The following is a 25,019-nucleotide window of genomic DNA, read 5'->3' as shown; positions in this document are numbered from 1 at the left end:
CGGGGCTTCTGGGGCGGGTCAGCCGGTGATCGGCGGGCGGTAGGTGGTGTCCGGGCCCTGCGGGCCGCGCGGGCCCGCCTCCGGATCCACCACCTCGCCCTGGACGACCTTGCCGTCCGGGCGGTGGATCCGCATCTGCTCCTGCAGCCGCATCGCGTCCGCGCCCACGACGGAGGTGCTGCGCAGCGCCTTGTCCGCCAGCCGGCGGCCGGCCGCCCGCCAGAGCGCGCGCGTCGGCGGGAACAGCAGGGTGAGCGCGACGAGGTCCGACAGGAAGCCGGGGACGATCAGCAGCAGACCGGCCAGGACCGTCATGCTGGTGCCGGTCTGGGGCTGCTGCGACTTCGGGTCCTTGCTCTGCTCGATCGCCGCGGACAGCGCCTTCAGCCCGGCCCGCTTGATGAGCGAGCCGCCGATCACGGCGCCGGCGATGAGCAGCAGCAGGACGGTGAAGCCGCCCAGCCACGAACCCACCTGGACCAGCAGCCAGATCTCCAGCACCAGCCAGGCGGTGATCAGCAGCGGCAGCACACGGCGGAGCTTTCCGCGCGGGGCCGGACGGGCGGGGGTAGCTTGCTGGGTCACGGTACGGATCCACTCCAAGGCGGTGCTCTGCACGCCGCACGGGAGGTCCGGGCCGGCTACGGCACCACCTGGTCCAACGATTCCCCGGCGGCCGGTGTTCCGCCGGACCGTCGCCGGCGCAGCGAGACCAGGAGGCCCGCGCCGCAGGCCAGCAGGCCGCCGAGGGCGAGCGCCCACTCCGGAGCGGGGCCGATCCGGTCGGCGACCGTGGTGCCGTCGCGCAGCGGGACGGTGGCGGACAGCTCGGCCGGCGTCAGCTCCCGGGTGCGCTGCTCCACCGTGCCGTCCGGGGCGATCACCGCGCTGATGCCGCTGGTGGCGGCGATCAGTACGGCCCGGCCGTGCTCGACCGCGCGCAGCCGGGACATCGCGAGCTGCTGCTCGGGCTGGCCGGTCTTGGCGTAGGTGGCGTTGTTGGTCTGCACGACCAGGACGCGGGCGCCGCTGTCGACGGTGTCGCGGACGATCTCGTCGTAGGCGACCTCGAAGCAGATCACGTCGCCGATCCGGGCCGGGCCCAGCTGCATGACGCCGTTGTGGTCGCCGGGCCAGAAGTCGCGGGCGACCCGCTGCAGGCGGGTGATCACCTTCATCAGCTGGGCGCGGAACGGCACGTACTCGCCGAACGGGACGGGGTGCTGCTTGGTGTAGGAGGCGCCGGGGCCGGTCTTCGGGTCCCAGACGATGCCCTCGTTCTGGACGTGCTGGGCGTCCGGGCCGTCCACCAGGGTGCCGACCAGGGTGGGCACGCCGACGGTCTTGACGGCCCCGTCGATGCGCTCGTAGGCGAGCGGGTCGCTGAAGGGGTCGAGGTCGGAGGAGTTCTCCGGCCAGATCACGACGTCGGGGCGCTCGACCTTGCCGGCCTTGATGTCGGCGGCCAGCCGCTCGGTCGCCGAGGCGTGGTTGTTGAGGACCATCATCGGGCGCCCGAGGAAGTCCATGCCGGGGTTGGGCACGTTGCCCTGGACGATCGCGACCTTCACGGTGTCGTCGGCCTTGGTCGGCACCGGGACGAGGTAGCCGGCCAGCAGCGCCGCCACGGCGCCGAGTCCGGCCAGGGCGGCCGCGCGCGGGGCGCGGCGCGGGCCGCGCAGGCGCAGGGCGGCCCAGGCCAGCAGGGCGCCGGAGAGGGCGACCGCGAAGGTCACCAGCGGGGCGCCGCCGATCGCGGCCAGCGGGGTGTACGGGGTCGCCGTGTTGGCGAAGGCCAGCCGGCCCCAGGGGAAGCCGCCGAGCGGCAGCCGGTCGCGCGCCCACTCCTGGGTGACCCACAGGCACGCGGCCCACAGCGGCCAGGCGGGCAGGCGGGAGGTGAGGGCGAGGCCGGCGCCGAGCAGCAGCATGAACAGCGCCTCGACGACCGACAGGCCGACCGTCGCGTCCCAGCCGACCACGCGCAGCCAGCTGAGCAGCATCAGGAAGAACGGGAAGCCGAACGCGAAGCCGGTCCAGGCCGCCTGGCGGACCGTGCGGCCCCGGGTGAGCAGCGAGAGCGCCGCGACGCCGAGCAGCGACAGCGGCCACAGGTCGTACGGCGGGAAGGCGAGGGCCAGCAGCAGGCCGGCCAGGGCGGCGAGGCCGGTCCGGGGCAGGCCGGCGCGGACCTTGGCGACGGCTCGGGCGAGCCGGCCGGGCCGTGCTTCGGGGGCCGGCGGCTCGGGTGCGGCAGCGGACCGCTCCTGGGTGACGGACATGGTCACCGGCGCACCATCTCTCTGTGGCTTGTTGTTCGGACGCAGTGCGAAGAAGGTACCCCGGAACGGACGGTGACCGGGAGGCGAGGGGCGGGTGGGGACGGGCCCGCGGCCTGGTCAGCGGGGCGCGTGGCGGATCTCGCCGAACGGCCGGTCGGCGGCGAGCCGGATGGAGACCGCGCGGCGGAGGCGGGCTGCCCGACCAGGCGGCGAGATCGGATGCGTTGTGCTGCTCGCCCAGGGCTCCGGGCGGAAGTCCTGGGCGAGCAGCGTGCGCGACGGTGGAGCCGACGGGGACCACCGGGCTGATCGTCGTCCGGCCGACCTGCGCGGCCCGGCGGCTCCGCCCGTCTACTCGGCGGCCGCGTGGACCGTGCGGCCCCGCACGACGGTGCGCAGGCAGGTCGGCAGCGGGTGGCCGGGGGTGAGGTCCGGCAGGCCGGGGGTGCCGGAGCGCGGGTCGGTGGACCAGCCGGCGACGCGGGAGTCGGGGGCCTGGACGACCAGGTCGCCGGCGGCCCAGATCGCGTAGCTGGCGACGGCGCCCGGGACGAGGACGCCGTCCTGGTCGCGGCCGATCGCGCGCCAGCCGCCGCGGGTGTGGGCGGTGAACGCGGCGCGGACGGAGATCCGGTGCTCCAGCGTCCGGTGAAAGGCCGCGGCCCGGACCGTCCCCCACGGGTCGAGCGGGGTCACCGGGGCGTCGGAGCCGAACGCGAGCGGGACGCCGGCGCGCAGCAGGGCGGCGAACGGGTTGAGCGCGGCGGCCCGTCCGGCACCGAGGCGCTGGACGTACATGCCCTCCGGGCCGCCCCACGCGGCGTCGAAGGCGGGCTGGACGGAGGCCGTGAGGCCGAGTTCGGCGAAGGCCGCGACGGACTCGTCGTCCAGCGCCTCGGCGTGCTCGACGCGGTGGCGCAGGGCCTTGACGCGCGCGGCGCCGACCCGCTCGCCGGCCGCCCGGACGCCGTCGACGACCGCGCCGACGGCGGCGTCGCCGATGGCGTGGAAGCCGGCCTGGAGCCCGGCCTCGGTGCACGCGGCGACGTGGTCGGCGACCTGGTCGGCGGTCAGGTAGGCGGTGCCGGTGTGGTCGGCATCGGCGTAGGCGGCGTGCAGGCAGGCGGTGTGCGAGCCGAGTGCGCCGTCGACGAAGAGGTCTCCGCCGGCGCCGACCGCGCCGAGCCGGCGGGCCGTCTCGACGCCGCCCAACTCGCCCCAGTAGCCGAAGACTTCGGGGCCCTCGCCGTCGGCGGCCAGGGCCAGCAGGGCGGCCAGGTCCGCCTCGGAGGAGATCTCCGGGCCGGCGCACTCGTGCAGGGCGCCGATGCCCAGTTCGGCGGCACGGGCGAGGGTCGCGCGCTGGGCGCGGCGGCGCTGCTCGGGGGTCAGGCGGGCGAGCGCGGTCTGCCGGACGGCGTGGTGGGCGTCCTTGGTGAGGGGGCCCTCGGCGCAGTGGCCGGGCCGGTCGGCGAGGCCCTCGGTGAGGGTGCGCAGCGCGGTGCTGGCGAGGGCGGAGTGGACGTCCGTGCGGGACAGGTAGACGGCGGCACCCCGTGCGGCGGCGTCGAGTTCGGCGAGCGTGGGCGGGCGGCCCTCGGGCCAGCCGGTCTCGTCCCAGCCGTGGCCGATGAGCACGCCGCCGGCCGTCTCCTGGGCGTCGACGAAGGCGGTGAGGGCCGCCAGGGCGGCGGCGAGGGACGGACTGCCGGTGAGGTCGAGGCCGGTGAGCGCCAGTCCGGTGGAGGTCGCGTGCACGTGGGCGTCGACGAACGCCGGGGTGACCAGGGCGCCGTCGAGCTCGACGATCTCGTCGGCCACCCCCTCGTACGCCTCGGCGGCGCCGTCACTGCCGACCCAGGCGACGTGTTCGCCCTCCACGAGCATCGCGGTGGCGAAGGGGTCGGCGGGGCTGTAGACGGCGCCGCCGCGCAGCAGGACGGTCCGGTTGGTGCGTTCGGTCATGCGCCCAAGTCTGCACCCTCCCCCCTTGCCCGCCGCCGGGCTGGGGGGTGAGGGGCCAACCGACCGGTGCTCAGATCTTCGGGGGTCGCGCCTCGTAGGGGGTGGACAGCACGACCGTCGTGCGGGTCGAGACGCCGGCCGCGCTGCGGATGCGGGCGAGCAGGTCCTCCAGGTCGCCGGGCGCGCCGACGCGGACCTTGAGGATGTAGTTCTCGTCGCCGGCGACGCTGTGGCAGGCCTCGATCTCGGGCAGGCCCGCCAGGCGGTCGGGGGTGTCGTCGGGCGCGCTGGGGTCGAAGGGCTTGACCGAGATGAACGCGGTCAGCGCCAGGTCGACGGCGTCGGGGTCGATGATCGCGGTGTAGCCGCGGATCACCCCGCGCTGTTCGAGGCGGCGCACGCGCTGGTGCACCGCCGAGGTGGACAGGCCGGTGGCCTTGCCCAGGTCCGTGTAGCTCATCCGGCCGTCCTCTAGGAGCAGCTGGACGATGCGTTGGTCGAGATCCTCCACAGTGCGCAAACCTACCCGCTCGGGGGCGCGCGGGGCGCCCCGATGGGCGCACACGGTGTCACCAGGGGCGGGCAGGGGTGTCAGGCGGGCACATGCCGGGCGAATGTGGCGAAGGACACACCCGGTGCATCATGGTGCGCCGGACCGCAGGATTATGTATCCGCGCGGAAGGGAAGTGCTGGTTGTGGCCCCGGGCGACCACGCCGGGCCCGATCCGAGGGGGATCCTCATGCCTGCTACCGACCAGCGTGCCCTGGGCTCCGACGAGACCGACGATACGGCCGGCCGCGACGACATCGCGGTCGGGCACCTCCCCACGCCGAGCGCCGACCCGGGCGACGGCGAGCCCTGGGACATCTTCCGGGTCCACTGCCCCGAGTGCCGGCGCCCGATCGCCCTCGTCGCGGACGAGGAGCGGCTGCCGCTGCACGCCCTGCTGCCGACCGCGTGGAACCCCTTCGCCCCCGCGATCTGCCCGGGCTCGGGCGCCCCGACCGACGACCTCGCCGAGGCGGAGGCCTCGGACGACGACGGCCCGGCCGGCTTCGAGGCGCTGTTCAAGCTGCCGAGCGGCCTGGACTGGCGCACCCAGCCGTTCTCGCACGCCGTGGCGCACCGCCCGGTGCGCGTCGCCGCCGTCACGCCGACCATCCCCGAGCAGCGGCGTCGGCTGATCAGCCACTGACGCCGGCGAGTTGACGGGACGTCAAACCGCATTCGACGGGAAAGCGAAACCTCCGGCCGCCGCTCCGCACCCTGGAGCGACGGCCGGAGGCCGTGTCGGGGGCCGTGTGCCGGCCGCGGGTGAGGGGCCCGTCAGCCCCGGGTGAGGTGGCGGCCGATCACGAGCCGCTGGATCTGGTTGGTGCCCTCGACGATCTGCAGCACCTTCGCCTCGCGCATGTACCGCTCGGCCGGGAAGTCCTGCGTGTAGCCGTAGCCGCCGAGCACCTGGACGGCGTCCGTGGTCACCCGCATCACGGTGTCGGTGCAGAACAGCTTGGCCATCGCCGCCTCCTTGGAGAACGGACGGCCCGCGTCGCGCAGCCGCGCGGCGGACAGGTACAGCGCCCGGCCGGCCTCGATCTGGGTGGCCATGTCGGCGAGCATGAACGACAGGCCCTGGAACTCGGCGATCGGGCGGCCGAACTGGCGGCGGGTGCCGGCGTACTCGACCGCGAGGTCGAGCGCGGCCTGGGCGACGCCGATCGCGCACGCGGCGATGCCGAGGCGGCCGGAGTCGAGGGCGGCGAGGGCGATCTGGAAGCCCTGCCCCTCCTCGCCGACCAGCCGCTCGCGCGGGACGCGGGCACCGTCGAAGTGCACCTGCGCCGTCGGCGAGGAGCGCATGCCCATCTTGTGCTCCGGCGCGGCGAACGACAGGCCGGGCTGGTCGCCGGGGACGAGCAGGCAGCTGATGCCCTTCGGGCCGTCCACGCCGGTGCGCACGAGGGCGCTGTAGAAGTCCGCCCGCCCGCCGTGGGTGATCCACGCCTTGGTGCCGTTGACGACGTACTCGTCGCCGTCCAGCCCGGCGCGGGTGCGCAGCGCGGCGGCGTCCGAGCCGGACTGCGGCTCGGAGAGGCAGTAGGCGCCGAGCTGCTCGCCGGAGAGCATGCCGGGCAGCCAGGCGGCGCGCTGCTCCTCGGTGCCGAAGGTGGCGAGCGCGTGGCAGGAGAGCGTGTGCACGCTCACGCCGAGGCCGACGGCCAGCCAGCCGGCCGACAGCTCCTCCAGGACCTGGAGGTAGACCTCGTAGGGCTGCTCACCGCCGCCGTACTTCTCGTCGTAGGGCAGGGACAGCAGGCCGGCCTCGCCGAGCGTGCGGAAGACGTCGCGCGGGAAGCGGTCGGCGGCCTCGTCCTCCGCCGCGCGCGGCTTGAGCTCGCGCTGGACCAGCTCCCGGGTGAGGCTCAGCAGCTCACGGGCCTCCTCGGTGGGCAGCTGGCGGTCCACGGGCTTCGCAGGGGAGGTGGTCATGGCGGCGGTCGCCTCCTCGATCGGGCGCCGGGTCCTGGTTCGGCAGGTCCGGCGCGGGTGTGGCAGGTCGGCCCGACCGGCACCGGGTTGCGGTGAACGGCCGTTCACAGGCGTGGCGAAGTGAGTATGCCCGAAAGCCGCGCCGACGTCACGACCTGCGCATATGAACTGTCCGGAGTGGCCGGGTACGGCACCGTAGGGTTGACGATGTGGCTGCTTCCGATTCCCCGAACCCCCGTGCCGGCCTGATCACGCCGCCCGATCACGGCGCACCGGGCCGTCCGGACGGTCCTGGCACCCTCGGCGTACCGGGCTTTCCGGGCGGTCCTGGCGCCCTCGCCGCCCCCGGCAGCCCCGACACCGTCGCCGCCCTCGGCAGCCCCGACACGGTCGCCGCCCTCGCCACCCTCGCCGCCGAGCTGCGGGCGCTGCCGCCGTCCTGTGGGCCGGTGCGGCTGGTCGCGGTGGACGGGCACGCGGGCTCGGGCAAGACGACGTTCGCCGGGCGCCTGGCCGGGGCGCTGGGCGGGGCCCCGGTGATCCACCTCGACGATCTCGCCACCCACGCCGAGCCCTTCGGCTGGGCCGGGCGGCTGCGCGAACAGGTGCTGGAGCCGCTGGCGGCGGGTCGGGACACCGCGTACGACGTGTACGACTGGACGCTGCGGCGGTTCGCCGGCACGGCCGCGGTGCCGGTGGCGCCGGTGGTGCTGGTGGAGGGCGTCGGGGCCGGGCGGCGGGAGGTGCGGCCGTGGCTGGCGCGGATCGTCTGGATGGACCTGGACGCCACCACCGCCCGGCGCCGCGGCGAGGAACGGGACGGGCCGGAACTGGCCGAATTCTGGGTGGGCTGGGCACGCGCCGAATCGGCGCATTTCGCCGCCGACCCGAGCCGGCCGCACGCCGGCACGCGCGTCGACGGAGTGACCGGACGGATCTCGCCGGGCACCGTGGGTGAACCTTCAACAAGCTCTTGACCTGCGCAGTCACCGCGTCCTAAGTTCTCCCCAGACGCCGGAACGAAAGCTTCCGGCCACCGTGGACCCGGCATCCCCGGCTTGTTCCCCCGTGAGCCGGGGGTGCCGTCCGCGCCCGTCGCGAAATGCGCTCCCCCACCGCCCGACGTGCCCAACAACCGCGCGCACGATCGCATTTGAACCGGTGCGGCACCCTTCCGGATCAGCGTGGCCCCGGTACGATTTGCACCAGGCGCATCTGCGCCCCGGGGGCTTGCGAGCACCGGCCGGCTCCGCGCACGCGGCCCGCGGGCCGAGCCCCGGGCCACACCGCGGGGGGGCGTGAGTGACGACGGTCGACAGTTCCGACAGCAACGCGGGCGGCCCGGACCGGCTCGCCGACCGGGCCTGGCTGCGCGCCATGGACGCCTACACGGCGGGCGCGTACGCGCGCGCCGAGGAGGAGTTCCGCGCGGCGGTACGGCTCGACCCCGGCATGGCCGACGCGTGGCTCGGCCTGCACGCCCTGCGCAGCGACACCCCGGCCGCCCTGCTCGCGATGTACCGCCACCAGAAGCGCTTCGGCGAGCAGCGCCGGATCCACCGCCGGCCGCTCAGTTCCTGGTACTGGCTGGGCTGGTGGGTGCAGCCGGTCCTGGAGGACGCCCGCGACCTCGCGCTCGCGCACGCCTCGCACTGGCTGGACGGCCGACACCTGGCCGAGCTCGACCGCGCGCTGGAGCAGTGCCCGGCGCCCAGCGAGGACCCGTCCGCCCAGTTCCTGTACGCCTGCCGCTCCTACCTGCTCAAGGACTGGGAACAGCTGATCCGCGACACCGACCGGCTGCTCGACGACCCGATGCTCGGCATCGAGGCCGGACTGTTCGCCGGCATGGCGCGGGTCCGGCTGGACATGTGCGCCCAGGCCCAGGCCCCGCTGGCCGCCTCGCTGGCCCGCTGCCGCTCCGAGCAGCCGCAGCGCAAGGAGCTGCGGTACTGGCTGGGGCGGGCGTACGAGGGGGCCGGGCGCAGCGCGGCGGCGCTGCCGCTGTACCGGGCGGTGCACCGGGCCGATCCGGCGTTCATGGACACCGCGGCCCGGCTGGCCGCGATCTCGGCGGAGGACGCGCTCGCGGACGGGCTGCTGGAGGGCGGGCGCCCGGGCGGCGTGGAGGAGCCGTACCTGGACGACGTCCCACCGGAGGAGATGACGCCGGAGGGCTTCTTGCCCGGTGTGCAGTCGACGGGGGTGTTCGCGCCGGACGAGCTCTCTCCCAACGGGCTTCCCTCGAACGGGCTTCCGTCGAACGGGCTCGCTCCGAGCGGCCTCTCCCCCGACGGCTTCTCCCCCAACGGCCTTTCTCCGGACGCCCTTTCTCCGGACGCCCGTTCTCCCGAGGACGTCGAGTACCAGGACGCGTACGGCCAGGGGCCCGGCTATCCGAGCGGCGGCGGGTACGCCGAGGAGGCCGCACCGACGGACGCCCCGCCGCAGGCCGCCGGCGAGCGCTCCGGATCGGCCGGGCCGACCGGACCGGCCGGGCCCGCCACGCCCGTGGCGCCCATCGTGCCCGTCGTGCCGCTCCCGCTCCGCGGCGAGGCGCTGCCCCGGATCGCCCCGTCCGCCGGATCCCAGCAGGCGGGCGGCGAGCGCGAGTTGGACGCCGCCCTGTCCGAACTCGCCATGATGGTGGGCCTGGAGCCGGTCAAGCGCCAAGTGCGGGCGCTGTCGGCACAGTTGCGGATGGCAGGGCTCCGCGCCGAGCAGGGCCTGCCGGTCCAGCCCCCCAAGCGGCACTTCGTCTTCTCCGGCCCCTCGGGCACCGGCAAGACCACCGTCGCCCGGATCCTCGGGCGGGTCTTCCACGCCCTCGGCCTGCTCTCCGGCGACCACCTGGTCGAGGCGCAACGGGCCGACCTGGTCGGCGAGTTCCTCGGCCAGACCGCCGTCAAGGCGAACGAGCTGATCGACTCCGCGCTGGACGGCGTGCTCTTCATCGACGAGGCGTACAGCCTCTCCAACTCCGGCTACACCAAGGGCGACGCGTACGGCGACGAGGCGCTCCAGGTGCTCCTCAAGCGCGCCGAGGACAACCGCGACCGGCTGGTGGTGATCCTGGCCGGCTACCCCGAGGGCATGAACCGGCTGCTCGCCACCAACCCCGGCCTCAACTCCCGCTTCACCACCCGGGTCGACTTCCCCAGCTACCGCCCCGGCGAGCTGACCGCGATCGGCGCGGCGCTGGCCGGCCGGGACGGCGACGGCTGGGACGAGGACGCGGCCGAGGAGCTGGCCAGCATCTGCACCCACGTGGTGCGCGAGGGCTGGATCGACGAACTGGGCAACGGCCGCTTCATCCGCACCCTGTACGAGAAGTCCTGCGCCTACCGGGACCTGCGGCTCTCGCTGCTGCGCGAGCCGCCGGGCCGGGAGGACCTGGCGACGCTGCGACTGCCGGACCTCGTCCAGGCGTACGGGGAGCTGATCGACGGCCGGAACTGACCGCCCGCGGGTCAGCTCCCGAGGTTCCCGAGGCTCCCGGAGCCCCCGGAGTCCTCGAAGCCCCCGAAGCTCCTGAGCAGCTCGGCCTCGCGCTCGGCGTCGAGCCACACGAAGGGCCGGTCGCTGCGCTGCGGCGCGCTGCCGCCGATCGATTCCAGCCACGCCCAGGTGTCCCGGACGGTCTCGGCCACCGGCCGGCAGCGCAGGCCGGTGGCCACCGCGCGGTCGACGTTCGCGTCGTGCAGGTAGTCGTGCAGGTCGCCCGGCGGCACCCAGATCGGCAGTTCCGTCCACGGCTCGACCCCGGCCGCCACGATCCGCTCCGGGTCCGTCCAGCGCAGGTCGGCGTCCGAGCCGGTGGCGCGGACGCACTCCTCCAGGACCGCCCCGATGGTCGCGTGCCCGGGCGGGCTCACCAGGTTGTAGGCGCCGCCGAGCCGCGCCGCGGTGGCGTCCAGCATCCAGGCGGCGAGGTCGCGGGCGTCGATGTACTGCAGCGGCAGCCCGCGCGGGCCGGGGGCGAGCACCGGGCCGCCCCTGGCGATCCGGTTGAGCCAGTACGGCAGCCGGCCGATGTTCTCGTACGGGCCGAGGATCAGCCCGGCGCGGGAGTACACCGCGCTCCCGCCCAACTCCTCCTCCAGGGCGAGCTCCGCGCCGCGCTTGGCCTCGGCGTACGGCACCTCGCCCGCGGCGTCCGGCGTGGCCTCGACGACCGCGGCGGACTCGTCGGCGGCGGCGGGCTTCGGGTAGTCGTACACCGAGCAGCTGGACACGTACGCGTAGTGCCCGACCCGGTCCTTGAGCAGCCTGGCACTGGCCCGGACCGCCGCCGGGGCCCAGGACCAGGTGTCCACCACCGAGTCCCACTCCCCCGCCGCCAGGGCGTCGAGCCCGCCCTCGGCGGTGCGGTCGCCCCGGAGCACCGTCACGCCCTCGGGCGCGGGCTGCGTGCCGCGGTTGAGGGCCGTCACCTCCCAGCCCCGTGCCACCGCCTCCTCGGCAATGGCGCGTCCGACGAACTTCGTTCCACCCAGCAAGAGAAGCCTCATGCCGACCACCCTGTCCTGCGGGTGGCCGGCATGGGAACGGCTGCCTGCTGTCGGCAGAATCGCCGAGAGCGGAAACGCCGGTGGAGCGGGTGACGAAGCGGCCGCCGTCGGCGGCGGAACGCGGCTGAGGGTGGCGGAACGTACCCGAGCGCGGCCGAACGCGGCGAAAAAACGTTACGCCACGGAGCGGTGGTCGGGGTCGTGCATCTCGCCGACCAGCTCCTCCAGGACGTCCTCCAGCATGACCACGCCGAGCGTGCGCCCGTCCTGGTCGAGGACGGCCGCCAGGTGGCAGGCCGCCCGGCGCATCGCGCCGAGCGCGTCGTCCAGCGGGAGGCCGCCGCGCAGCACCGTGATGGGCCGCCACAGGCGGGCCGGGACGGGCAGCGACGGGTCCTCGACGTCGAGGATGTCCTTGAGGTGCAGGTAGCCCAGGTAGCCGTGGCCGGCCGGGTCCCCGTCGGTCACCGGGAAGCGCGAGAAACCGGTGCGCAGCGCCAGCTCCTCGACCTCCGCGGCCGTCACCTTGGTGTCCACGGTGACCAGCTGCTCGGGCCTGAGCAGGACGTCGGTGACCGGCCGGTGGCCCATCTCCAGCGCGTCCTCCAGGCGCTCCTGGCGCTCCTCGTCGAGGAGCCCCGCGTCCCGGGAGTCGACCAGCAGGTACATCAGCTGCTCGGTGGTGAACACCGACTCGACCTCGTCCTTGGGCTCGACCCGGAACAGCTTCAGCACGCCGTTGGCGAAGGCGTTCAGGAAGCCGATCACCGGGGCCAGCCAGCGGGCCAGGCGGTCCAGCGGCGGGCCGAGCCACAGCGCGGCCTTCTCCGGCCCGGCCAGGGCGATGTTCTTCGGCACCATCTCGCCCATCACCATGTGCAGGAAGACCACGACGGCCAGCGAGATCCCGTACGACAGCGGGTGCATCAGGCCGGACGGGATCCCGATCGCGTGGAACGGGCCCTCCAGCAGGCTCGCGATGGTCGGCTCGGCGAGCGCGCCGAGGCCCAGCGAGCAGACCGTGATGCCCAGTTGGGCGGCGGCGAGCATCGCGGAGACGTTCGACAGCGCGTGCAGCACGGTGCGGGCGCGCTTGTGGCCCGCCTCGGCGAGCGGTTCGATCTGGCTGCGGCGCACCGAGATCACCGCGAACTCGGCTCCGACGAAGAACGCGTTGCCGAGCAGGAGCAGGAGGGCGACGGCCAGTTGGAGCGCGGTCATCGGGTCCCGTCCTCGTCGTCGAACTCCGGGTGCGCGGTGCTGCGCTCCACCCGGACCTTGCTGGTGCGGTGCCGGTCGACCGCCTCCACGGTCAGCAGCCAGCCCGGCAGGTGGGCCTGCTCGCCCGGCTGGGGCAGCCTGCCGAGCAGGTCCGCGACCAGGCCGGCCAGCGTCTCGTACGGGCCGTCCGGGGCGTGCAGGCCGATGGCCTCCAGCTGGTCGGTCCGGGCGCGGCCGTCGGCCTCCCAGACCGGCCGGCCGTCGACGGGCGGCAGCGGGACCAGCTCGGGGCTGTCGGCCGGGTCGTGCTCGTCCTGCACCTCGCCGACGATCTCCTCGACGATGTCCTCGACCGTGACGACGCCGGCGGTGCCGCCGTACTCGTCGACCACGATCGCCATCGGCTGAAGGCGGCGCAGCTGGTCGAGCAGGCGCTCGGCGGGCAGCGTCTCGGGCACCAGGAGCGGCGGCGAGGCCAGCTCGGCGACCCTGGTCCGACCGCGGTGGACGGCCGGGACGGCCAGCGCGTCCTTGAGCGTCACGGTGCCGGTGACCTCGTCCAGGCTGTCGGTGTAGACCGGGAAGCGGGACAGGCCCGTCGCCCGGGTGAGGTTGACCACGTCGGAGGCGGTCGCGTCGCGCTGCAGCGCGGCGACGTCCACGCGCGGCGTCATCACCGACTCCGCGGTGAGCTCGCCGAGGCCGAGGGTGCGGACGAACAGCGTCGCCGACTCCTCGTCTATCGCGCCCGCCTTGGCGGAGTGCCGGGCCAGCGAGACCAGTTCGGCCGGGGTGCGGGCGTGCGCCAGCTCCTCCTGCGGCTCGATGCCGAAGGCGCGGACCGTGCGGTCGGCGGCCCCGTTGAGGAAGCTGATCAGCGGACGGCAGGCGCGCGAGAACGCCATGTGCGGCGCGGCCACCGCGCGGGCCACCTGGAGCGGTCGGGAGATGGCCCAGTTCTTCGGGACCAGCTCGCCGATCACCATCTGCAGGACGGTCGCCAGCAGCATGCCGAGGATCACGGCGGTGGCGTGGGCGGCCGCGTCGGGCAGGCCGATGGCATCGAACACCGGGCTCAGCAGGGTCGACAGCGCCGGCTCGGCGAGCATGCCGACCACCAGCGAGGTGACGGTGATGCCCAGCTGGGCGCCGGAGAGCTCGAAGGAGAGGTGGCGCAGGGCCCGCGCGACCCGGCGGGACTTGGCGTCGCCGGCCTCGGCGGCGCGCTCCACCGCCCCGCGCTCGACGGTCACGAAGGCGAACTCGGCGGCCACGAAGAGGCCGTTGGCGAGGATGAGCAGGACGGCCGCGAACAACAGCAGCCAGGCGGTGATCACAGTGCCGCCTGCCTTCCGGGGGCCGGAAGTGAGGCGGCGCAGGTACTACTACCGGACGGATCGTCCATCGAGGGGGAGTGTCACTCCTCAGGTCGTGTCGGGCGGGGCGGCAACTTTGCCCCGCTTTTACCAGCGTAGACCATAGCCGTTTCGACCGTTATCCGACCGCGATCCGGCCGCGGCTCGGCTGCGGCTCGGCCGCGGTTCGGCCGCGGCTCGATTCCGGGAGGAGCGTTCGGGCCCTGCTCAGGCGGCGTGCGCGTGGTGCTCGACGAGGTCGCGCAGCGCGCGGGCGTTGGCGATCGCCTGGGCCTTGCCGACGCCGGACTGGATGCCGACGGCGGCCAGCGAGGTGCCGTCGGACAGGTCGAGCGTGGCCCACGGGTCGCCCTGGCGGAAGTTGACCCGGACGATCTCGGCCCAGGCCAGCCGGCGGCGGCGCACGAAGTTGACCACCGTCACGCCCTCCGCGTCCGCCGTCACCCGGGGGCGGGCCAGCATCAGGCCGACGCACGCGAACGCGACACCGCTGCACAGCATCATGATCCGGTCGTTGAGCTGCCAGGTCTCCGGGAGCACGAGCGCCATCCCGGCGAACAGCACCACCAGCAGCGCGCAGACCGGCAGCAGCACGGCACGGGTGCGGCGCGGGGCCCAGGTGACGGGGTACTCGACGGGCGTGGACACGTGGATCTCCGGTGGGGGTGGTTCGGTCGGGGGTGGTTCGGTCAGGGGTTGTCCGGCGGCGGACAGCGCGAGGGCGGGGACGCCGGTCGGCGTCCCCGCCCCATTCAACCCTTGCTTACCTGCGCGCTGACCGGAGGCCCGCGGGACGCGAGGTCAGAGGCGGCAGGCGTGGATGTTGGTGACCAGGATCGCCCGGGCGCCGATGCCCCACAGGTCGTCCATGATCTGCTGCGCCTCCTTGCGGAGCACCATCGCGCGCACGGCCACCCAGCCCTCGGTGTGCAGCGGGGAGACGGTCGGCGACTCCAGGCCCGGGGTGAGGGCCACGGCGGCGCTCACGTTCTCCGCGCGGATGTCGTAGTCCATCAGCACGTAGCGGCGGGCCACCAGCACGCCCTGGAGGCGGCGCAGGAACTGCTCCACCGCCGGGTCCTCGCCGGCGCCCTTCGGCCGGATCACGACGGAGTCGGAGATCAGGATCGGCTCGCCGAACACCTCCAGGCCCGCGTTGCGCAGGCTGGTGCCGGTCTCCACGACGTCGGCGATCACGTCGGCGACGCCCAGCTGCACCGCGGTCTCCACGGCACCGTCCAGCTTGGTGACCGTCGCCTTCACGCCGTGGTCGGCGAGGTGCTGCTCGACCAGGCCGGTGTAGGAGGTCGCGATGCGCAGGCCCTCCAGGCCCTTCACGTCCTCGACCGGGACGCCCACGGGACGCGCGAAGCGGAAGGTCGACCCGGCGAAGCCGAGCGCGAGCACCTCCTCGGCGTTGGAGTGCGAGTCCAGCAGCAGGTCGCGGCCGGTGATGCCGACGTCCAGGCGGCCGGAGCCGACGTAGACGGCGATGTCGCGCGGGCGCAGGAAGAAGAACTCGACCTCGTTGTTCGGGTCGACGAGAACGAGCTCCTTGGGGTCCTTCCGCTGGCGGTAGCCGGCCTCATGGAGCATCTCCGCCGCGGGACCCGAGAGAGAACCCTTGTTGGGGACGGCGATGCGCAGCATGGGAGGTCGGTTCCTTACCTGTTGGGAGGGGTGCTGGTGGGAGCGGATTGTTAGAGGTACTTGTAGACGTCGTCGAGCGTCAGGCCACGGGCGATCATCATCACCTGAAGGTGGTAGAGGAGTTGCGAGACCTCCTCGGCCGTCTGCTCGTCCGACTGGAACTCGGCGGCCATCCAGACCTCGGCGGCCTCCTCGACGACCTTCTTGCCGATCGCATGGACGCCCTGCTGGACGAGCTGCGCGGTGCGGGAGGACGAGGGGTCGCCGGTGGCGGCCTTCTGCTGGAGCTCGGCGAAGAGCTCCTCGAATGTCTTCGAAGCCATGATGGGACTCACCTTACGGCGTGCGGGCGGACCGACGGTAAACGGTCCCGGACCGTGGACAGTCCATTGGACGTCCACGGTCCGGGACCGTGCGCGCGTGGTGATGCGCTCGGTGACGCGCGTGGCGGCGCGATCGGTGACGCGCGTGCCGGCGCGATCGGTGATGCGCGTGCCGGCGCGATCGGTGATGCGCTCGGTGACGCGTGCGTCAGCCGAGGTCGCGCAGCGTCACCGCGGTGGCGACGGCGGCCGTGACGGCCTCGTGGCCCTTGTCCTCGGCGGAGCCGGGCAGGCCCGCGCGGTCGAGCGCCTGCTCGTCGTTGTCGCAGGTCAGCACGCCGAAGCCGACCGGGACGCCGGTGTCCACGCTGACCTGGGTGAGGCCGGCGGTGGCCGCCTGGCAGACGTAGTCGAAGTGCGGGGTGCCGCCGCGGATGACGACGCCGAGGGCGATCACGGCGTCGTAGCCGCGGTCGGCGAGGCGCTTGGCGGCCACCGGCAGCTCGAAGGTGCCGGGCACGCGCAGCACGGTCGGCTCGGTGACGCCCAGTTCCTTGAGCGCCCGGTGGGCGCCGTCCAGGAGGCCGTTCATCACCTGGTCGTGCCACTGGGCGGCGACGACCGCGACCTTGAGGTCGGCGGCGCCGTCGATGGTCAGCTCGGGGGCTCCGTGGCCGCTCATGTTCGCTACTTCCTGTCCTGTGCGTCGTGCGGGTGGGTTGGTGCGGGTGGGCTCGGGGCGGTCAGGAGCCGAGGCCGGGCAGGTCGTGGCCCATCCGGTCGCGCTTGGTGCGCAGGTAGCGCAGGTTGTGCTCGCCCGGCGCGACCTCGACCGGTTCACGCCCCTTGACCTTGAGGCCGTGCTCGGTGAGCGCGGTGAGCTTCTCGGGGTTGTTGGTGAGCAGCGTCAGCGAGCGCACGCCGAGGTCGACGAGCATCTGGGCGCCGATGCTGTAGTCGCGGGCGTCGGCCGGCAGACCGAGGTCGAGGTTGGCGTCGACGGTGTCCCGCCCCTGCTCCTGGAGCTCGTAGGCGCGCAGCTTGTGGGCCAGGCCGATCCCCCGGCCCTCGTGCCCGCGCAGGTAGAGGACGACGCCGCGGCCGGACTCGGCGACCCGGCGCAGCGAGGCCTCCAGCTGCGGGCCGCAGTCGCAGCGCAGCGAGCCGAAGACGTCGCCGGTGAGGCACTCGGAGTGGACGCGCACCAGCACGTCCTCGCCCTCCGGCAGCCGCCCGTCCGGCCCGAGTCCGCCGGCGACCAGGGCGATGTGCTCGACGCCGTCGATGGTGCCCTTGTAGGCGACGGCGGTGAACTCGCCGTGGACGGTGGGCAGGGCGGTGGTCGCGGCACGGTCGACGTGCAGCTCGGTGCGGCGGCGGTAGGCGATCAGGTCCTCGATGGAGATGATCGCGAGGCCGTGCTCGCGGGCGAAGGCGACCAGTTCGGGCAGGCGGGCCATGGTGCCGTCGTCGTTGACCACCTCGGCGATCGCGCCGGCCGGCGCCAGCCCGGCGAGCCGGGCCAGGTCGACCGCGGCCTCGGTGTGGCCGGGGCGGACCAGCACGCCGCCCTCGACCGCGCGCAGCGGGAAGACGTGGCCGGGGCGGGTGAGGTCGCCGGGCTCGGTGCCGGCCGAGGACAGCAGGCGGACGGTGCGGGCGCGGTCGGCGGCGGAGATGCCGGTGTCGACCCCTTCGCGGGCGTCCACCGAGACGGCGTACGCGGTGCCCTTGCGGTCCTCGTTGACCTGCGTCATCGGCGGCAGCTTGAGCCGGTCGAGCTCGTCGCCGGTCATCGGGGCGCAGATCACGCCGGAGCTGTAGCGGATGGTGAAGGCCATCAGCTCGGGCGTCGCGGCGGAGGCGGCGAAGACGATGTCGCCCTCGTTCTCGCGGTCCTCGTCGTCGACCACGATCACGGCGCGGCCGAGGGCGATGTCGGCGATCGCCCGCTCGACCGGGTCGAGGACGAACTCGTCGGCGTCGCCGTCGTTCTGACGGGTCGTCAAGCTGCTCTGGCGGCTCATGCGGTGACTCCCTGCGGGACGGTGGCGGACTGGGGACGCTGCTCACGGGTGCTCAGCCACCACGCGCGCAGGCCGAGCAGCACCAGGACGAAGTAGATCGAGTAGGTGAGGCCGGAGAAGGTGTAGCCGCTGTTGAACGCGAGCGGGACGCCGACCACGTCGACGGCGATCCAGGCGAACCAGAACTCCAGCCAGCCACGCGCCTGGGCGACCATCGCGGCCAGCGTGCCGACGAAGATGTAGGCGTCCGACCAGGGGCTCCAGGAGAGCGTCGGGTAGGCCTTGAACAGCAGCCCGAGCGCGACCGTCCCGGCGGCGGTGCCGGCCACCAGGGCCGCCCGCTCGGGCCAGGTGGCGAAGCGCACGGCGATCGTGCCGGTGTCCCGGCGGCCGCGCTGCCACTGGGCCCAGCCCCAGGCGGCGGTGACGATGACGATCAGCTGCTTGCCGATCAGGCCCGGGACGTGGCCGCCCAGGTAGGCGGCGATCAGCACGGCGCCGGAGAGCAGCTGGACCGGCCAGCTCCACACCGAGCGGCGCCAGCCGAGCGCGAGTCCGGTCAGGCCGAACACGTTGCCGATCATGTCGGCCCACTTCACGTGCTCGCCGAGGACGGTGAAGGCTTCGGAGCTCAGCCAGCTCACTTGGATTCCCCCGTGGTTTCGTTCGCGGTGTCGAGGTCGTTCAGGCCGTTCAGGCCGTTCAGGCCGTTCAGGCCGTTCAGGCCGTTCAGGTTGGGGAGGTTGGGGAGGTTCGGCAGGGTGCGGGACTCCAGCAGCCGCTCCACGTACTTGGCGAGCACGTCCACCTCCAGGTTGACGCTCGCGCCGACGGTCTTCGCGCCGAGCGTGGTCAGCGCGAGGGTGGCGGGGATCAGGCTGACGGTGAAGCTGTCGCGGGCGGCCTCGACCACGGTGAGGCTCACGCCGTCGACGGTGATCGAGCCCTTCTCCACCAGGTAGCGGGAGATGGTCTCCGGGAGGCTGAACCGCAGGACCTCCCAGCGGAGTTCACCGGCCGCGTCGCGCTCGCCGGGCTCGCGGGCCAGCAGCCTGCCGGTCGCGTCGACGTGCCCCTGGACGAGGTGGCCGCCGAGCCGGTCGCCGAGCGCCATGGCGCGCTCCAGGTTGACCGGCGAGCCCGGTGCGAGCTCGCCCAGGCTGGAGCGGTGCAGCGTCTCCGCCATCACGTCGGCGCTGAACTCGCCGGTGTCGGCCGCCAGTTGCTCGGGGGTGTCGACCACCGTCAGGCATACGCCGTTGACCGCGATCGAGTCGCCGTGACGCGCACCGGAACAGACCACCGGGCCGCGCAGGCGGATTCGCGAGGAGTCGCCGATCTCCTCGATCGACACGACCTCGCCGAGCTCTTCGATGATGCCGGTGAACACCCGGGTTCTCCTCGCGCTTGGGGCGCGGACTCCGGGGCGGCAAGGGGAGATGACACGGACGGGCACCGGTGCACGGAGCCGGTGGCACACCCGTCTCCGGGGTACCGCAGCAGCCGGGAGATCGCTCGCCCGGCACGGAAGCGCGTGCGCTCCCGCCGTCCACCTTCCCGTGGACCACCGGGGGGCCACGGGTACTGCTCTTCGTCCGCCCGCACACGCCTCCCATCCGGACTTTAACCGTCGGTCCAGGAATTTCACCTGGTCAACCGCCCGCTGGCTGCGGACGGGTCGCGGACTGTAACCGCCGGTTCGGATTTTCACCGACCCCGGAGTGCGCTGAACGTCACTGCTGTTGCGGTCATTGTGCCACGGCGCGCGCAAGGCCAGCGAGAGGCTTTCGCTGTGGGCTGTTTCACGTGAGGGCGGGGAATGCGCGGCGCGCTCGTGATCGCGGGGCGACCGTGGGCGCGCGGCCGTGCGGTGGTGGTCGGCGGGGTGGGGGCGCAGGCTGGTGATGGTGGGGGTGTTCACGGAAGGTGAGGAAGCTCCGGGGTCCGGAGCTGTGGAGGCGAGAACGATGAAGTTCATGGACGTCCACCACGGGATGGCCGGGATCACCGGCGACCAGCTCAAGGCGGCCCACGACGCCGACCTGGCGGTCCAGGGCGACGAGGGCGTGCGGTTCGAGCAGGCGTGGGCCGACCCCGAATCGGGCACGGTGTACTGCCTCTCCGACGCGCCGTCCAAGGAGGCCGTGCAGCGCGTCCACACCCGCACGGGCCACCCGGCGGACGAGATCCACCCGGTGCCGCTGCAGATCTGAAGCCGCCGAGCGCCAAGGCCCGGCGGGCCCCAGAGCCTGGCAGGCCGCAGAGCCCGGCGGGCCCCAGAGCCTGGCGGGCCGCAGAGCCCGGCGGGCCTCAGAGCCTGGCGGGTGCGGCGATCGGCATGAAGTGGCTGACCACGGGCGGGTGCGCGAGGTAGCTCAGCTCCCCCTCGGACCAGACCGGCCGGATCCGCCACATCGGCCCGGCGTACCCGCGCAGGGCCTCCTCGTCGCGCCACCGGCTGACCACGAGCACCCGATGCCCGTCCTCGGTCACCGAGCGCAGCAGCTCGCCGCCCAGGCAGCCGTCGGTGCTGCCGAGCTGCGGGATCACCTTCGTCGTGAGCAGCGTGCAGAATTCCTCGACGCGCCCGGCCATGACCTGCCCGGCCCAGATCCTGACGATCACGACCACCACCTCCCGCGGAAGTCCTTGGCCCCATTATCAGCGGAATCGGCGGAAAAGCGCTGGTGGGGAGGGGTGGACTCGGATTCGCCCCGGCCGGTGCCTTGACCCGCCCGGCTAGATTCGCCGGTATGACCAGCACATCGGAAACCTCCCTTCCGTCAACCGCCGGGCAGGACGAGCCGCACGGCCTCTTCGCCGCGCTCGACGCCGGTGCCCTGCGCACCGCCGAGCAGCTGCGCGAGGTCTACGAACAGCCCGGCCAACGGGCGCGCCAGAAGCAGGTGGACCGGCTGCACGAGGTCGCGCGGCAGCTGATCGCCTGCTCGTCGATGGTCTTCGTGGCCAGCTCCGACGCCGAGGGCCGCTGCGACGTCTCGCCCCGCGGCGGGCCGGCCGGGCTCGTCTCGGTGCTCGACGAGTACACGCTGGCCATACCGGACGCCACCGGCAACAAGCGCCTGGACACCCTGAACAACATCCTGGAGAACGGCCGGGTCGGGCTGCTCTTCGTCGTCCCCGGGCGGGACACCACCCTGCGCGTCAACGGGCGGGCCTGCGTGTCCACCGACCCGGAGCTGCTGCGCCGGCTGACGGCCGTCGGCAAGCCGCCGCGCAGCGCGATCGTCGTGGGCGTCGAGGAGGTGTACGCGCACTGCCCGAAGTCGTTCCTGCGCGGTTCGGCGTGGAAGCCGGAGAACTGGCTCGCCAAGGACGCGCAGCCGAGCTCGGCGGCGGTCACGCTCTCGCACCTGCGGGACGGCGGGCTGACCATCGAGATGATCGAGCAGGACGAGCGGGACGCGCTGCAGTACCGGTACGAGTAGGGGCTGCCGGAGCCCGGCCTGTCCGTCCGCGTCGGCCGGCATCCGTCCGCGCCGGTTCACGTTGGTGCACGTTGGTTCGCGCCGGTTCGCTCCTCCTGCGTCCGTTCGCGCGGTGGAGGTGCCCGGGCCGCGGGCGGCGGGTTGAATGGGCGGATGGACTGCGTCTTCTGTGCGGTCGTCGCCGGCACCGAGCCCGCGCACCGGGTGCTGGACGACGAGGCGGCGGTGGCATTCCTGGACCGGCGACCGCTCTTCCCCGGGCACGTCCTCGTCGTCCCGCGCACCCACCACCGCACCCTCGCCGACCTGCCGGCCGCCGACGTCGGGCCGTTCTTCCTGCGGGTCCAGCGGGTGGCCGCCGCCGTGGAGCGCGGGCTGGGCGCGGCCGGGAGCTTCGTCGCGGCGAACAACCGGATCAGCCAGTCGGTGCCGCACCTCCACGTCCACGTCGTGCCGCGCAATCCGAAGGACGGGCTGCGCGGCTTCTTCTGGCCTCGCGGGACGTACCCGGACGAGGCCGCGGCGGCCGAGGTCGCGGCGCGGCTGCGGGCGGCACTGGCGCCGTAGGGCGGGGCGGGGCCCCTGTCGGATTTCGTAAGCGCCTTTGACCAAACCCCTTGACAGGTATAGACCATAGCGGTTCAGTCGTCATCACCCCCACAACTCCCCCACTGCACCGAGGGTGATGACGTGTCAGTCAAACGCGCATTCGCGCTGCTCTCCGCCATGACGACGGCACTCGCCGTCCTCCTGCTCTTCCCGGCTGGCGCCGGCGCCGCCACCTGCGGCATGCCGTGGAGCTCCTCGGCCGTGTACACCGGCGGAGCCGCCGTCTCGTACGGCGGGCACAACTGGACCGCCAAGTGGTGGACTCAGAACGAGCCGCCCAGTACCGGCGGTTCCGGAGTCTGGTCCGACCAGGGCGCCTGCGGCGGCTCCGGCGACCCGTCGCCCACACCGACCCCCACCCAGCCCGGTCCGGGCGGATTCCCGGTCAGCCAGGCCCAGTTCGAGCAGATGTTCCCGAACCGGAACCCCTTCTACACCTACCAGGGCCTCCTCGACGCGCTCCCCGCCTACCCCGGCTTCACCACCACCGGCAGCGACACCGTCCGCCGGCAGGAGGCCGCCGCGTTCCTCGCCAACGTCAGCCACGAGACCGGCGGACTGGTCTACGTCGTCGAGCAGAACACCGCCAACTACCCGCACTACTGCGACGCTTCGCAGCCGTACGGGTGCCCGGCCGGGCAGGCCGCGTACTACGGGCGCGGGCCGATCCAGCTCAGCTGGAACTTCAACTACAAGGCCGCCGGGGACTCGCTCGGGATCGACCTGCTGGACAGTCCGGGCCTGGTGGAGACCGATCCGGCCGTCGCCTGGAAGACCGGCCTCTGGTACTGGAACACCCAGAACGGGCCGGGCACCATGACCGCGCACGACGCGATGGTCAACGGCGCCGGCTTCGGCGAGACGATCCGCAGCATCAACGGCACGCTGGAGTGCAACGGCAACAACCCGGCGCAGATGCAGCACCGGGTCAGCCTCTACCAGGGGTTCGCGCAGCTCCTCGGCGTGGATCCGGGGGCGAACCTGACCTGCTGACGCGCCCCGCCCGTACGCCGCCTCGCCCGTACGTCGCCCCGCCCGTACGTCGCCTCGCATTCCGCCCGTACTTCGCCCGTACTTCGGCGAGCGCAGCGGGGCGTACTCCCGGGGACGCACGGGGAGGCGGCGCAGATCACCATGAGGGCTGACGAATCGGCAGGTGGGCGGGCCTAGGCTCACAGTCATGAACGAACTCGCCTGCCTCGTCCAGCGGACGGCCGACCGGCTCGCGGGCCAGCACGTCGGCGCGGTGGTCGCCGGGCTGGCCGGCGGCGCCGTGGAGATCCACGGTGCCGGGCGCACCGGTCCGGGCGGCGGCGCGCCCGGACCGCGCACGCTGTTCGAAATCGGTTCCGTCACCAAGGTGTTCACCTCGCTCGCGCTCGCCCGGATGGTGCTCGACGGCTCCACCGCGCTGGAGGAGCCGGTCACTGCACTGCTCCCCGGCGGCACCGCGCTCCCCGTCCGGGGCGGGCGGGAGATCACCCTGAAGGACCTCGCCACGCACACCTCGGGACTCCCCCGCCTGCCCCGGGGCGTCCTGGTGGCCAGTCTGTTCACCTCGCGCCGGTCCGATCCGTACGCGCACTGCACGGCGGAGCACGTCCTCGCCGGGCTCGGCCGCACCAAGCTGCGCTCGACGCCCGGGCGCAGCTTCCGCTACTCCAACCTCGGCGCCGGGCTGCTCGGTCTCGCGCTGGCCGAGCGGGCCGGGGTCGGGTACGAGGAGCTGGTGCGCCGCGAGGTCTGCGTGCCGCTCGGGCTCGGGGACACCGTCGTGACGCCCGGCGAGGAGCATTCCGACCGGCTCGCCCGGGGGCACTCGGCGGCCGCACGGCCGGTGCCGTACTGGGACCTCGCCGACCTGGGAGGCATGGGGGCGCTCCGCTCGACCGCCGCCGACCTCTCGATACTCCTGCGGGCCCAGCTGGCCGCCGGCCGCGAGCCGGACGGGCCGCGGGCGCCCGCGGTCTCGCTCACCAGGGAGGTGCGGCACCGCGTCAACCCGTTCGCCTGGATGCACCTGGGGTGGCTCGGCCACCGCCTGCACAGCCAGCAGGGCGGTCACCTCCAGATCTGGCACAACGGCGGCACGGGCGGGTTCCGGTCCTTCGTCGCCTTCGATCCGGAGAAGCAGGTGGGGGTGGTGGTCCTGGTCAACAGCGGGCGGTCGGCCGATTCGGCGGGGACGGCGCTGCTGCGCAGGTTGCAGAACGAGTTCGCGGCGGCGGTGTAGCCGGCGCGGGGAGCCGAAGCGGAGAGGCGGAAGCGGAGAGGCGGCGACGAAGCGGTAGCGGCGAGGCGGCGACGAGCCCGAGAGGGTTGGATTCTCGAACTCACTAGATCTATAGTGAGTTCGCTTTTCCAACTACCCTCTCAGGTCCCCAACACCCAAGAAGGGCGGCCGTCATGCGTGACGCCGTGATCGTCGAAGCCGTCCGCACCCCCGTCGGCAAGGGCAAGCCGGGAGGCTCGCTGGCCGGCGTCCACCCGGTCGAGCTGCTCGCGCACACGCTCCAGGCCCTGATCGGGCGCAGCGGCATCGATCCGGCCCTGGTCGACGACGTGATCGGCGGCTGCGTCGACCAGGTCGCCGAGCAGGCGATGAACACCACCCGCTACGCGTGGCTCGCGGCCGGGTTCCCGGACTCCGTCCCGGCGACCACGGTCGACCGGCAGTGCGGCTCCTCCCAGCAGGCGGTGCACTTCGCCGCGCAGGGCGTGATCGCGGGCTACTACGACGTGGTGGTCGCCTGCGGGATCGAGTCGATGAGCCGCGTGCCGATGTGGTCCAACGTGCCGCCCGGCGCCGATCCGTTCGGCGCGTCCGTCGCCGCCCGCTACCCCGGCGGGCTGGTCCCGCAGGGCGTCAGCGCCGAGCTGATCGCCGCGAAGTGGTCGATCTCGCGCGAGGAGATGGACGCCTTCGCCGCCGACTCGCACGCCAAGGCGGCACGGGCCCACGCGGACGGCCTGTTCACGGCCGAACTCGCACCGGTCCCCACCCCGAACGGGCTCGTGACCGTGACTCCTCCCCCGGCTGAAGCCGGGGGCTTCTCGCTAACCCTGGCGGGCGTTGCGACGGACAAGCCCTGCCCGTAGAACGTTGGTGGCTCCC

The 25,019-nt window shown here is 73.5% G+C and carries 24 protein-coding genes, 1 pseudogene and 1 riboswitch; of the genes and pseudogenes, 9 read left to right on the top strand and 16 right to left on the bottom strand.

Annotated elements, in window-relative coordinates:
• Window positions 1-18 precede the first annotated feature (18 nt).
• From fxsA to ACFXDE_RS27020, 4 genes are all read right to left on the bottom strand, one after another.
• On the bottom strand, window positions 19-585 hold the full coding sequence (fxsA, locus tag ACFXDE_RS27035; protein WP_380497293.1) for an FxsA family membrane protein: 567 nt from the start codon (window positions 583-585) through the stop codon (window positions 19-21).
• Window positions 586-641: 56 nt separating this feature from the next.
• Entirely contained in the window at window positions 642-2,282 is a 1,641-nt protein-coding gene (gene lnt / locus ACFXDE_RS27030) for an apolipoprotein N-acyltransferase (protein ID WP_380497337.1), read from the bottom strand.
• 351 nt (window positions 2,283-2,633) lie between these two features.
• Window positions 2,634-4,247: an amidohydrolase gene (locus ACFXDE_RS27025; RefSeq protein WP_380497292.1), complete on the bottom strand. Its 1,614-nt coding sequence runs from the start codon at window positions 4,245-4,247 to the stop codon at window positions 2,634-2,636.
• 70 nt (window positions 4,248-4,317) lie between these two features.
• Window positions 4,318-4,758 carry an Lrp/AsnC family transcriptional regulator gene (locus ACFXDE_RS27020; protein WP_380438939.1) on the bottom strand — a complete coding sequence of 147 codons (441 nt, stop codon included), beginning with the start codon at window positions 4,756-4,758 and terminating at the stop codon, window positions 4,318-4,320.
• Window positions 4,759-4,987: 229 nt separating this feature from the next.
• Between ACFXDE_RS27020 and ACFXDE_RS27015 the strand changes: the two genes are divergently transcribed.
• Window positions 4,988-5,443: a hypothetical protein gene (locus ACFXDE_RS27015; protein WP_380497291.1), complete on the top strand. Its 456-nt coding sequence runs from the start codon at window positions 4,988-4,990 to the stop codon at window positions 5,441-5,443.
• Window positions 5,444-5,574: 131 nt separating this feature from the next.
• Here ACFXDE_RS27015 and ACFXDE_RS27010 read toward each other — a convergent pair whose 3' ends face one another.
• A complete protein-coding gene (locus tag ACFXDE_RS27010; protein ID WP_380438935.1) occupies window positions 5,575-6,738 on the bottom strand; it encodes an acyl-CoA dehydrogenase family protein in 1,164 nt (387 codons plus the stop codon).
• 419 nt (window positions 6,739-7,157) lie between these two features.
• On the opposite strand from ACFXDE_RS27010, the gene ACFXDE_RS27005 reads away from it, so the two are divergent.
• Together ACFXDE_RS27005 and ACFXDE_RS27000 are read left to right on the top strand one after the other, a co-directional pair.
• Window positions 7,158-7,715 carry a uridine kinase gene (locus tag ACFXDE_RS27005; RefSeq protein WP_380497336.1) on the top strand — a complete coding sequence of 186 codons (558 nt, stop codon included), beginning with the start codon at window positions 7,158-7,160 and terminating at the stop codon, window positions 7,713-7,715.
• A gap of 400 nt (window positions 7,716-8,115) precedes the next feature.
• On the top strand, window positions 8,116-10,197 hold the full coding sequence (locus ACFXDE_RS27000) for an AAA family ATPase (protein ID WP_380497335.1): 2,082 nt from the start codon (window positions 8,116-8,118) through the stop codon (window positions 10,195-10,197).
• Between the two features lie 11 nt (window positions 10,198-10,208).
• Here ACFXDE_RS27000 and ACFXDE_RS26995 read toward each other — a convergent pair whose 3' ends face one another.
• From ACFXDE_RS26995 to ACFXDE_RS26950, 10 genes are all read right to left on the bottom strand, one after another.
• Window positions 10,209-11,249 (bottom strand): NAD-dependent epimerase/dehydratase family protein, encoded by a 1,041-nt coding sequence (locus ACFXDE_RS26995; RefSeq protein WP_380497290.1) that lies wholly within the window; start codon window positions 11,247-11,249, stop codon window positions 10,209-10,211.
• A 174-nt stretch (window positions 11,250-11,423) separates the two neighbouring features.
• Window positions 11,424-12,470 (bottom strand): hemolysin family protein, encoded by a 1,047-nt coding sequence (locus ACFXDE_RS26990; RefSeq protein WP_380497289.1) that lies wholly within the window; start codon window positions 12,468-12,470, stop codon window positions 11,424-11,426.
• On the bottom strand, window positions 12,467-13,807 hold the full coding sequence (locus ACFXDE_RS26985) for a hemolysin family protein (protein WP_380497288.1): 1,341 nt from the start codon (window positions 13,805-13,807) through the stop codon (window positions 12,467-12,469). Before ACFXDE_RS26985 ends, ACFXDE_RS26990 begins: the two co-directional genes overlap by 4 nt.
• 246 nt (window positions 13,808-14,053) lie before the next feature.
• Window positions 14,054-14,494, bottom strand: a complete 441-nt coding sequence (locus ACFXDE_RS26980) for a PH domain-containing protein (protein ID WP_380438927.1) — start codon at window positions 14,492-14,494, stop codon at window positions 14,054-14,056.
• A gap of 153 nt (window positions 14,495-14,647) precedes the next feature.
• Entirely contained in the window at window positions 14,648-15,496 is an 849-nt protein-coding gene (hisG, locus tag ACFXDE_RS26975) for an ATP phosphoribosyltransferase (protein ID WP_380497287.1), read from the bottom strand.
• A gap of 50 nt (window positions 15,497-15,546) precedes the next feature.
• Window positions 15,547-15,819: a phosphoribosyl-ATP diphosphatase gene (locus ACFXDE_RS26970; RefSeq protein WP_030242547.1), complete on the bottom strand. Its 273-nt coding sequence runs from the start codon at window positions 15,817-15,819 to the stop codon at window positions 15,547-15,549.
• Between the two features lie 208 nt (window positions 15,820-16,027).
• Complete coding sequence (gene ribH, locus ACFXDE_RS26965) at window positions 16,028-16,501, bottom strand: 6,7-dimethyl-8-ribityllumazine synthase (protein WP_380438923.1); 474 nt, start codon at window positions 16,499-16,501, stop codon at window positions 16,028-16,030.
• 61 nt (window positions 16,502-16,562) lie between these two features.
• On the bottom strand, window positions 16,563-17,846 hold the full coding sequence (locus tag ACFXDE_RS26960; protein ID WP_380497286.1) for a bifunctional 3,4-dihydroxy-2-butanone-4-phosphate synthase/GTP cyclohydrolase II: 1,284 nt from the start codon (window positions 17,844-17,846) through the stop codon (window positions 16,563-16,565).
• Entirely contained in the window at window positions 17,843-18,430 is a 588-nt protein-coding gene (locus ACFXDE_RS26955; RefSeq protein ID WP_359963820.1) for a nicotinamide mononucleotide transporter family protein, read from the bottom strand. The genes ACFXDE_RS26960 and ACFXDE_RS26955 overlap by 4 nt, the downstream gene beginning before the upstream one ends.
• A gap of 56 nt (window positions 18,431-18,486) precedes the next feature.
• Entirely contained in the window at window positions 18,487-19,236 is a 750-nt protein-coding gene (locus tag ACFXDE_RS26950) for a riboflavin synthase (protein WP_380497285.1), read from the bottom strand.
• Between the two features lie 210 nt (window positions 19,237-19,446).
• A riboswitch (FMN riboswitch) is annotated at window positions 19,447-19,574 on the bottom strand.
• 239 nt (window positions 19,575-19,813) lie between these two features.
• Here ACFXDE_RS26950 and ACFXDE_RS26945 point away from each other — a divergent pair.
• Window positions 19,814-20,059, top strand: a complete 246-nt coding sequence (locus ACFXDE_RS26945; RefSeq protein ID WP_380438917.1) for an SCO4226 family nickel-binding protein — start codon at window positions 19,814-19,816, stop codon at window positions 20,057-20,059.
• Window positions 20,060-20,156: 97 nt separating this feature from the next.
• On the opposite strand, the gene ACFXDE_RS26940 is transcribed toward ACFXDE_RS26945, so the two are convergent.
• The gene (locus ACFXDE_RS26940) at window positions 20,157-20,471 is read right to left on the bottom strand and encodes an antibiotic biosynthesis monooxygenase family protein (protein WP_380438915.1); all 315 of its coding nucleotides are present in this window, start codon (window positions 20,469-20,471) and stop codon (window positions 20,157-20,159) included.
• Between the two features lie 128 nt (window positions 20,472-20,599).
• Here ACFXDE_RS26940 and ACFXDE_RS26935 point away from each other — a divergent pair, with 128 nt between their 5' ends.
• The 5 genes and pseudogenes from ACFXDE_RS26935 to ACFXDE_RS26915 form a co-directional block, all read left to right on the top strand.
• On the top strand, window positions 20,600-21,295 hold the full coding sequence (locus ACFXDE_RS26935; protein WP_380497284.1) for an MSMEG_1061 family FMN-dependent PPOX-type flavoprotein: 696 nt from the start codon (window positions 20,600-20,602) through the stop codon (window positions 21,293-21,295).
• Between the two features lie 153 nt (window positions 21,296-21,448).
• Entirely contained in the window at window positions 21,449-21,862 is a 414-nt protein-coding gene (locus ACFXDE_RS26930; RefSeq protein ID WP_380497283.1) for an HIT family protein, read from the top strand.
• Between the two features lie 159 nt (window positions 21,863-22,021).
• On the top strand, window positions 22,022-22,897 hold the full coding sequence (locus tag ACFXDE_RS26925; protein ID WP_380497334.1) for a glycoside hydrolase family 19 protein: 876 nt from the start codon (window positions 22,022-22,024) through the stop codon (window positions 22,895-22,897).
• A 187-nt stretch (window positions 22,898-23,084) separates the two neighbouring features.
• Window positions 23,085-24,137: a serine hydrolase domain-containing protein gene (locus ACFXDE_RS26920; RefSeq protein ID WP_380497282.1), complete on the top strand. Its 1,053-nt coding sequence runs from the start codon at window positions 23,085-23,087 to the stop codon at window positions 24,135-24,137.
• 173 nt (window positions 24,138-24,310) lie between these two features.
• A pseudogene (locus ACFXDE_RS26915) lies at window positions 24,311-24,901 on the top strand (steroid 3-ketoacyl-CoA thiolase); the annotation flags it as partial.
• Window positions 24,902-25,019 lie beyond the last annotated feature (118 nt).

Origin of the sequence: Kitasatospora sp. NPDC059408 (assembly GCF_042751525.1) — a bacterium.
Lineage (GTDB): Bacteria > Actinomycetota > Actinomycetes > Streptomycetales > Streptomycetaceae > Kitasatospora.
Note: the sequence above shows the minus strand (reverse complement) of the source record. Positions and strands in the feature narration are given on the sequence as shown.

Bases quoted from the DNA above. Each gene is read 5' to 3' on its own strand.
- lnt (WP_380497337.1), bottom strand. From the start codon at position 2,282: ATGTCCGTCACCCAGGAGCGGTCCGCTGCCGCACCCGAGCCGCCGGCC.
- ACFXDE_RS27025 (WP_380497292.1), bottom strand. From the start codon at position 4,247: ATGACCGAACGCACCAACCGGACCGTCCTGCTGCGCGGCGGCGCCGTC.
- ACFXDE_RS27015 (WP_380497291.1), top strand. From the start codon at position 4,988: ATGCCTGCTACCGACCAGCGTGCCCTGGGCTCCGACGAGACCGACGAT.
- ACFXDE_RS27010 (WP_380438935.1), bottom strand. From the start codon at position 6,738: ATGACCACCTCCCCTGCGAAGCCCGTGGACCGCCAGCTGCCCACCGAG.
- ACFXDE_RS27000 (WP_380497335.1), top strand. From the start codon at position 8,116: ATGGACGCCTACACGGCGGGCGCGTACGCGCGCGCCGAGGAGGAGTTC.
- ACFXDE_RS26995 (WP_380497290.1), bottom strand. From the start codon at position 11,249: ATGAGGCTTCTCTTGCTGGGTGGAACGAAGTTCGTCGGACGCGCCATT.
- ACFXDE_RS26990 (WP_380497289.1), bottom strand. From the start codon at position 12,470: ATGACCGCGCTCCAACTGGCCGTCGCCCTCCTGCTCCTGCTCGGCAAC.
- hisG (WP_380497287.1), bottom strand. From the start codon at position 15,496: ATGCTGCGCATCGCCGTCCCCAACAAGGGTTCTCTCTCGGGTCCCGCG.
- ACFXDE_RS26970 (WP_030242547.1), bottom strand. From the start codon at position 15,819: ATGGCTTCGAAGACATTCGAGGAGCTCTTCGCCGAGCTCCAGCAGAAG.
- ribH (WP_380438923.1), bottom strand. From the start codon at position 16,501: ATGAGCGGCCACGGAGCCCCCGAGCTGACCATCGACGGCGCCGCCGAC.
- ACFXDE_RS26960 (WP_380497286.1), bottom strand. From the start codon at position 17,846: ATGAGCCGCCAGAGCAGCTTGACGACCCGTCAGAACGACGGCGACGCC.
- ACFXDE_RS26955 (WP_359963820.1), bottom strand. From the start codon at position 18,430: ATGATCGGCAACGTGTTCGGCCTGACCGGACTCGCGCTCGGCTGGCGC.
- ACFXDE_RS26945 (WP_380438917.1), top strand. From the start codon at position 19,814: ATGAAGTTCATGGACGTCCACCACGGGATGGCCGGGATCACCGGCGAC.
- ACFXDE_RS26935 (WP_380497284.1), top strand. From the start codon at position 20,600: ATGACCAGCACATCGGAAACCTCCCTTCCGTCAACCGCCGGGCAGGAC.
- ACFXDE_RS26930 (WP_380497283.1), top strand. From the start codon at position 21,449: ATGGACTGCGTCTTCTGTGCGGTCGTCGCCGGCACCGAGCCCGCGCAC.
- ACFXDE_RS26925 (WP_380497334.1), top strand. From the start codon at position 22,022: ATGACGACGGCACTCGCCGTCCTCCTGCTCTTCCCGGCTGGCGCCGGC.
- ACFXDE_RS26920 (WP_380497282.1), top strand. From the start codon at position 23,085: ATGAACGAACTCGCCTGCCTCGTCCAGCGGACGGCCGACCGGCTCGCG.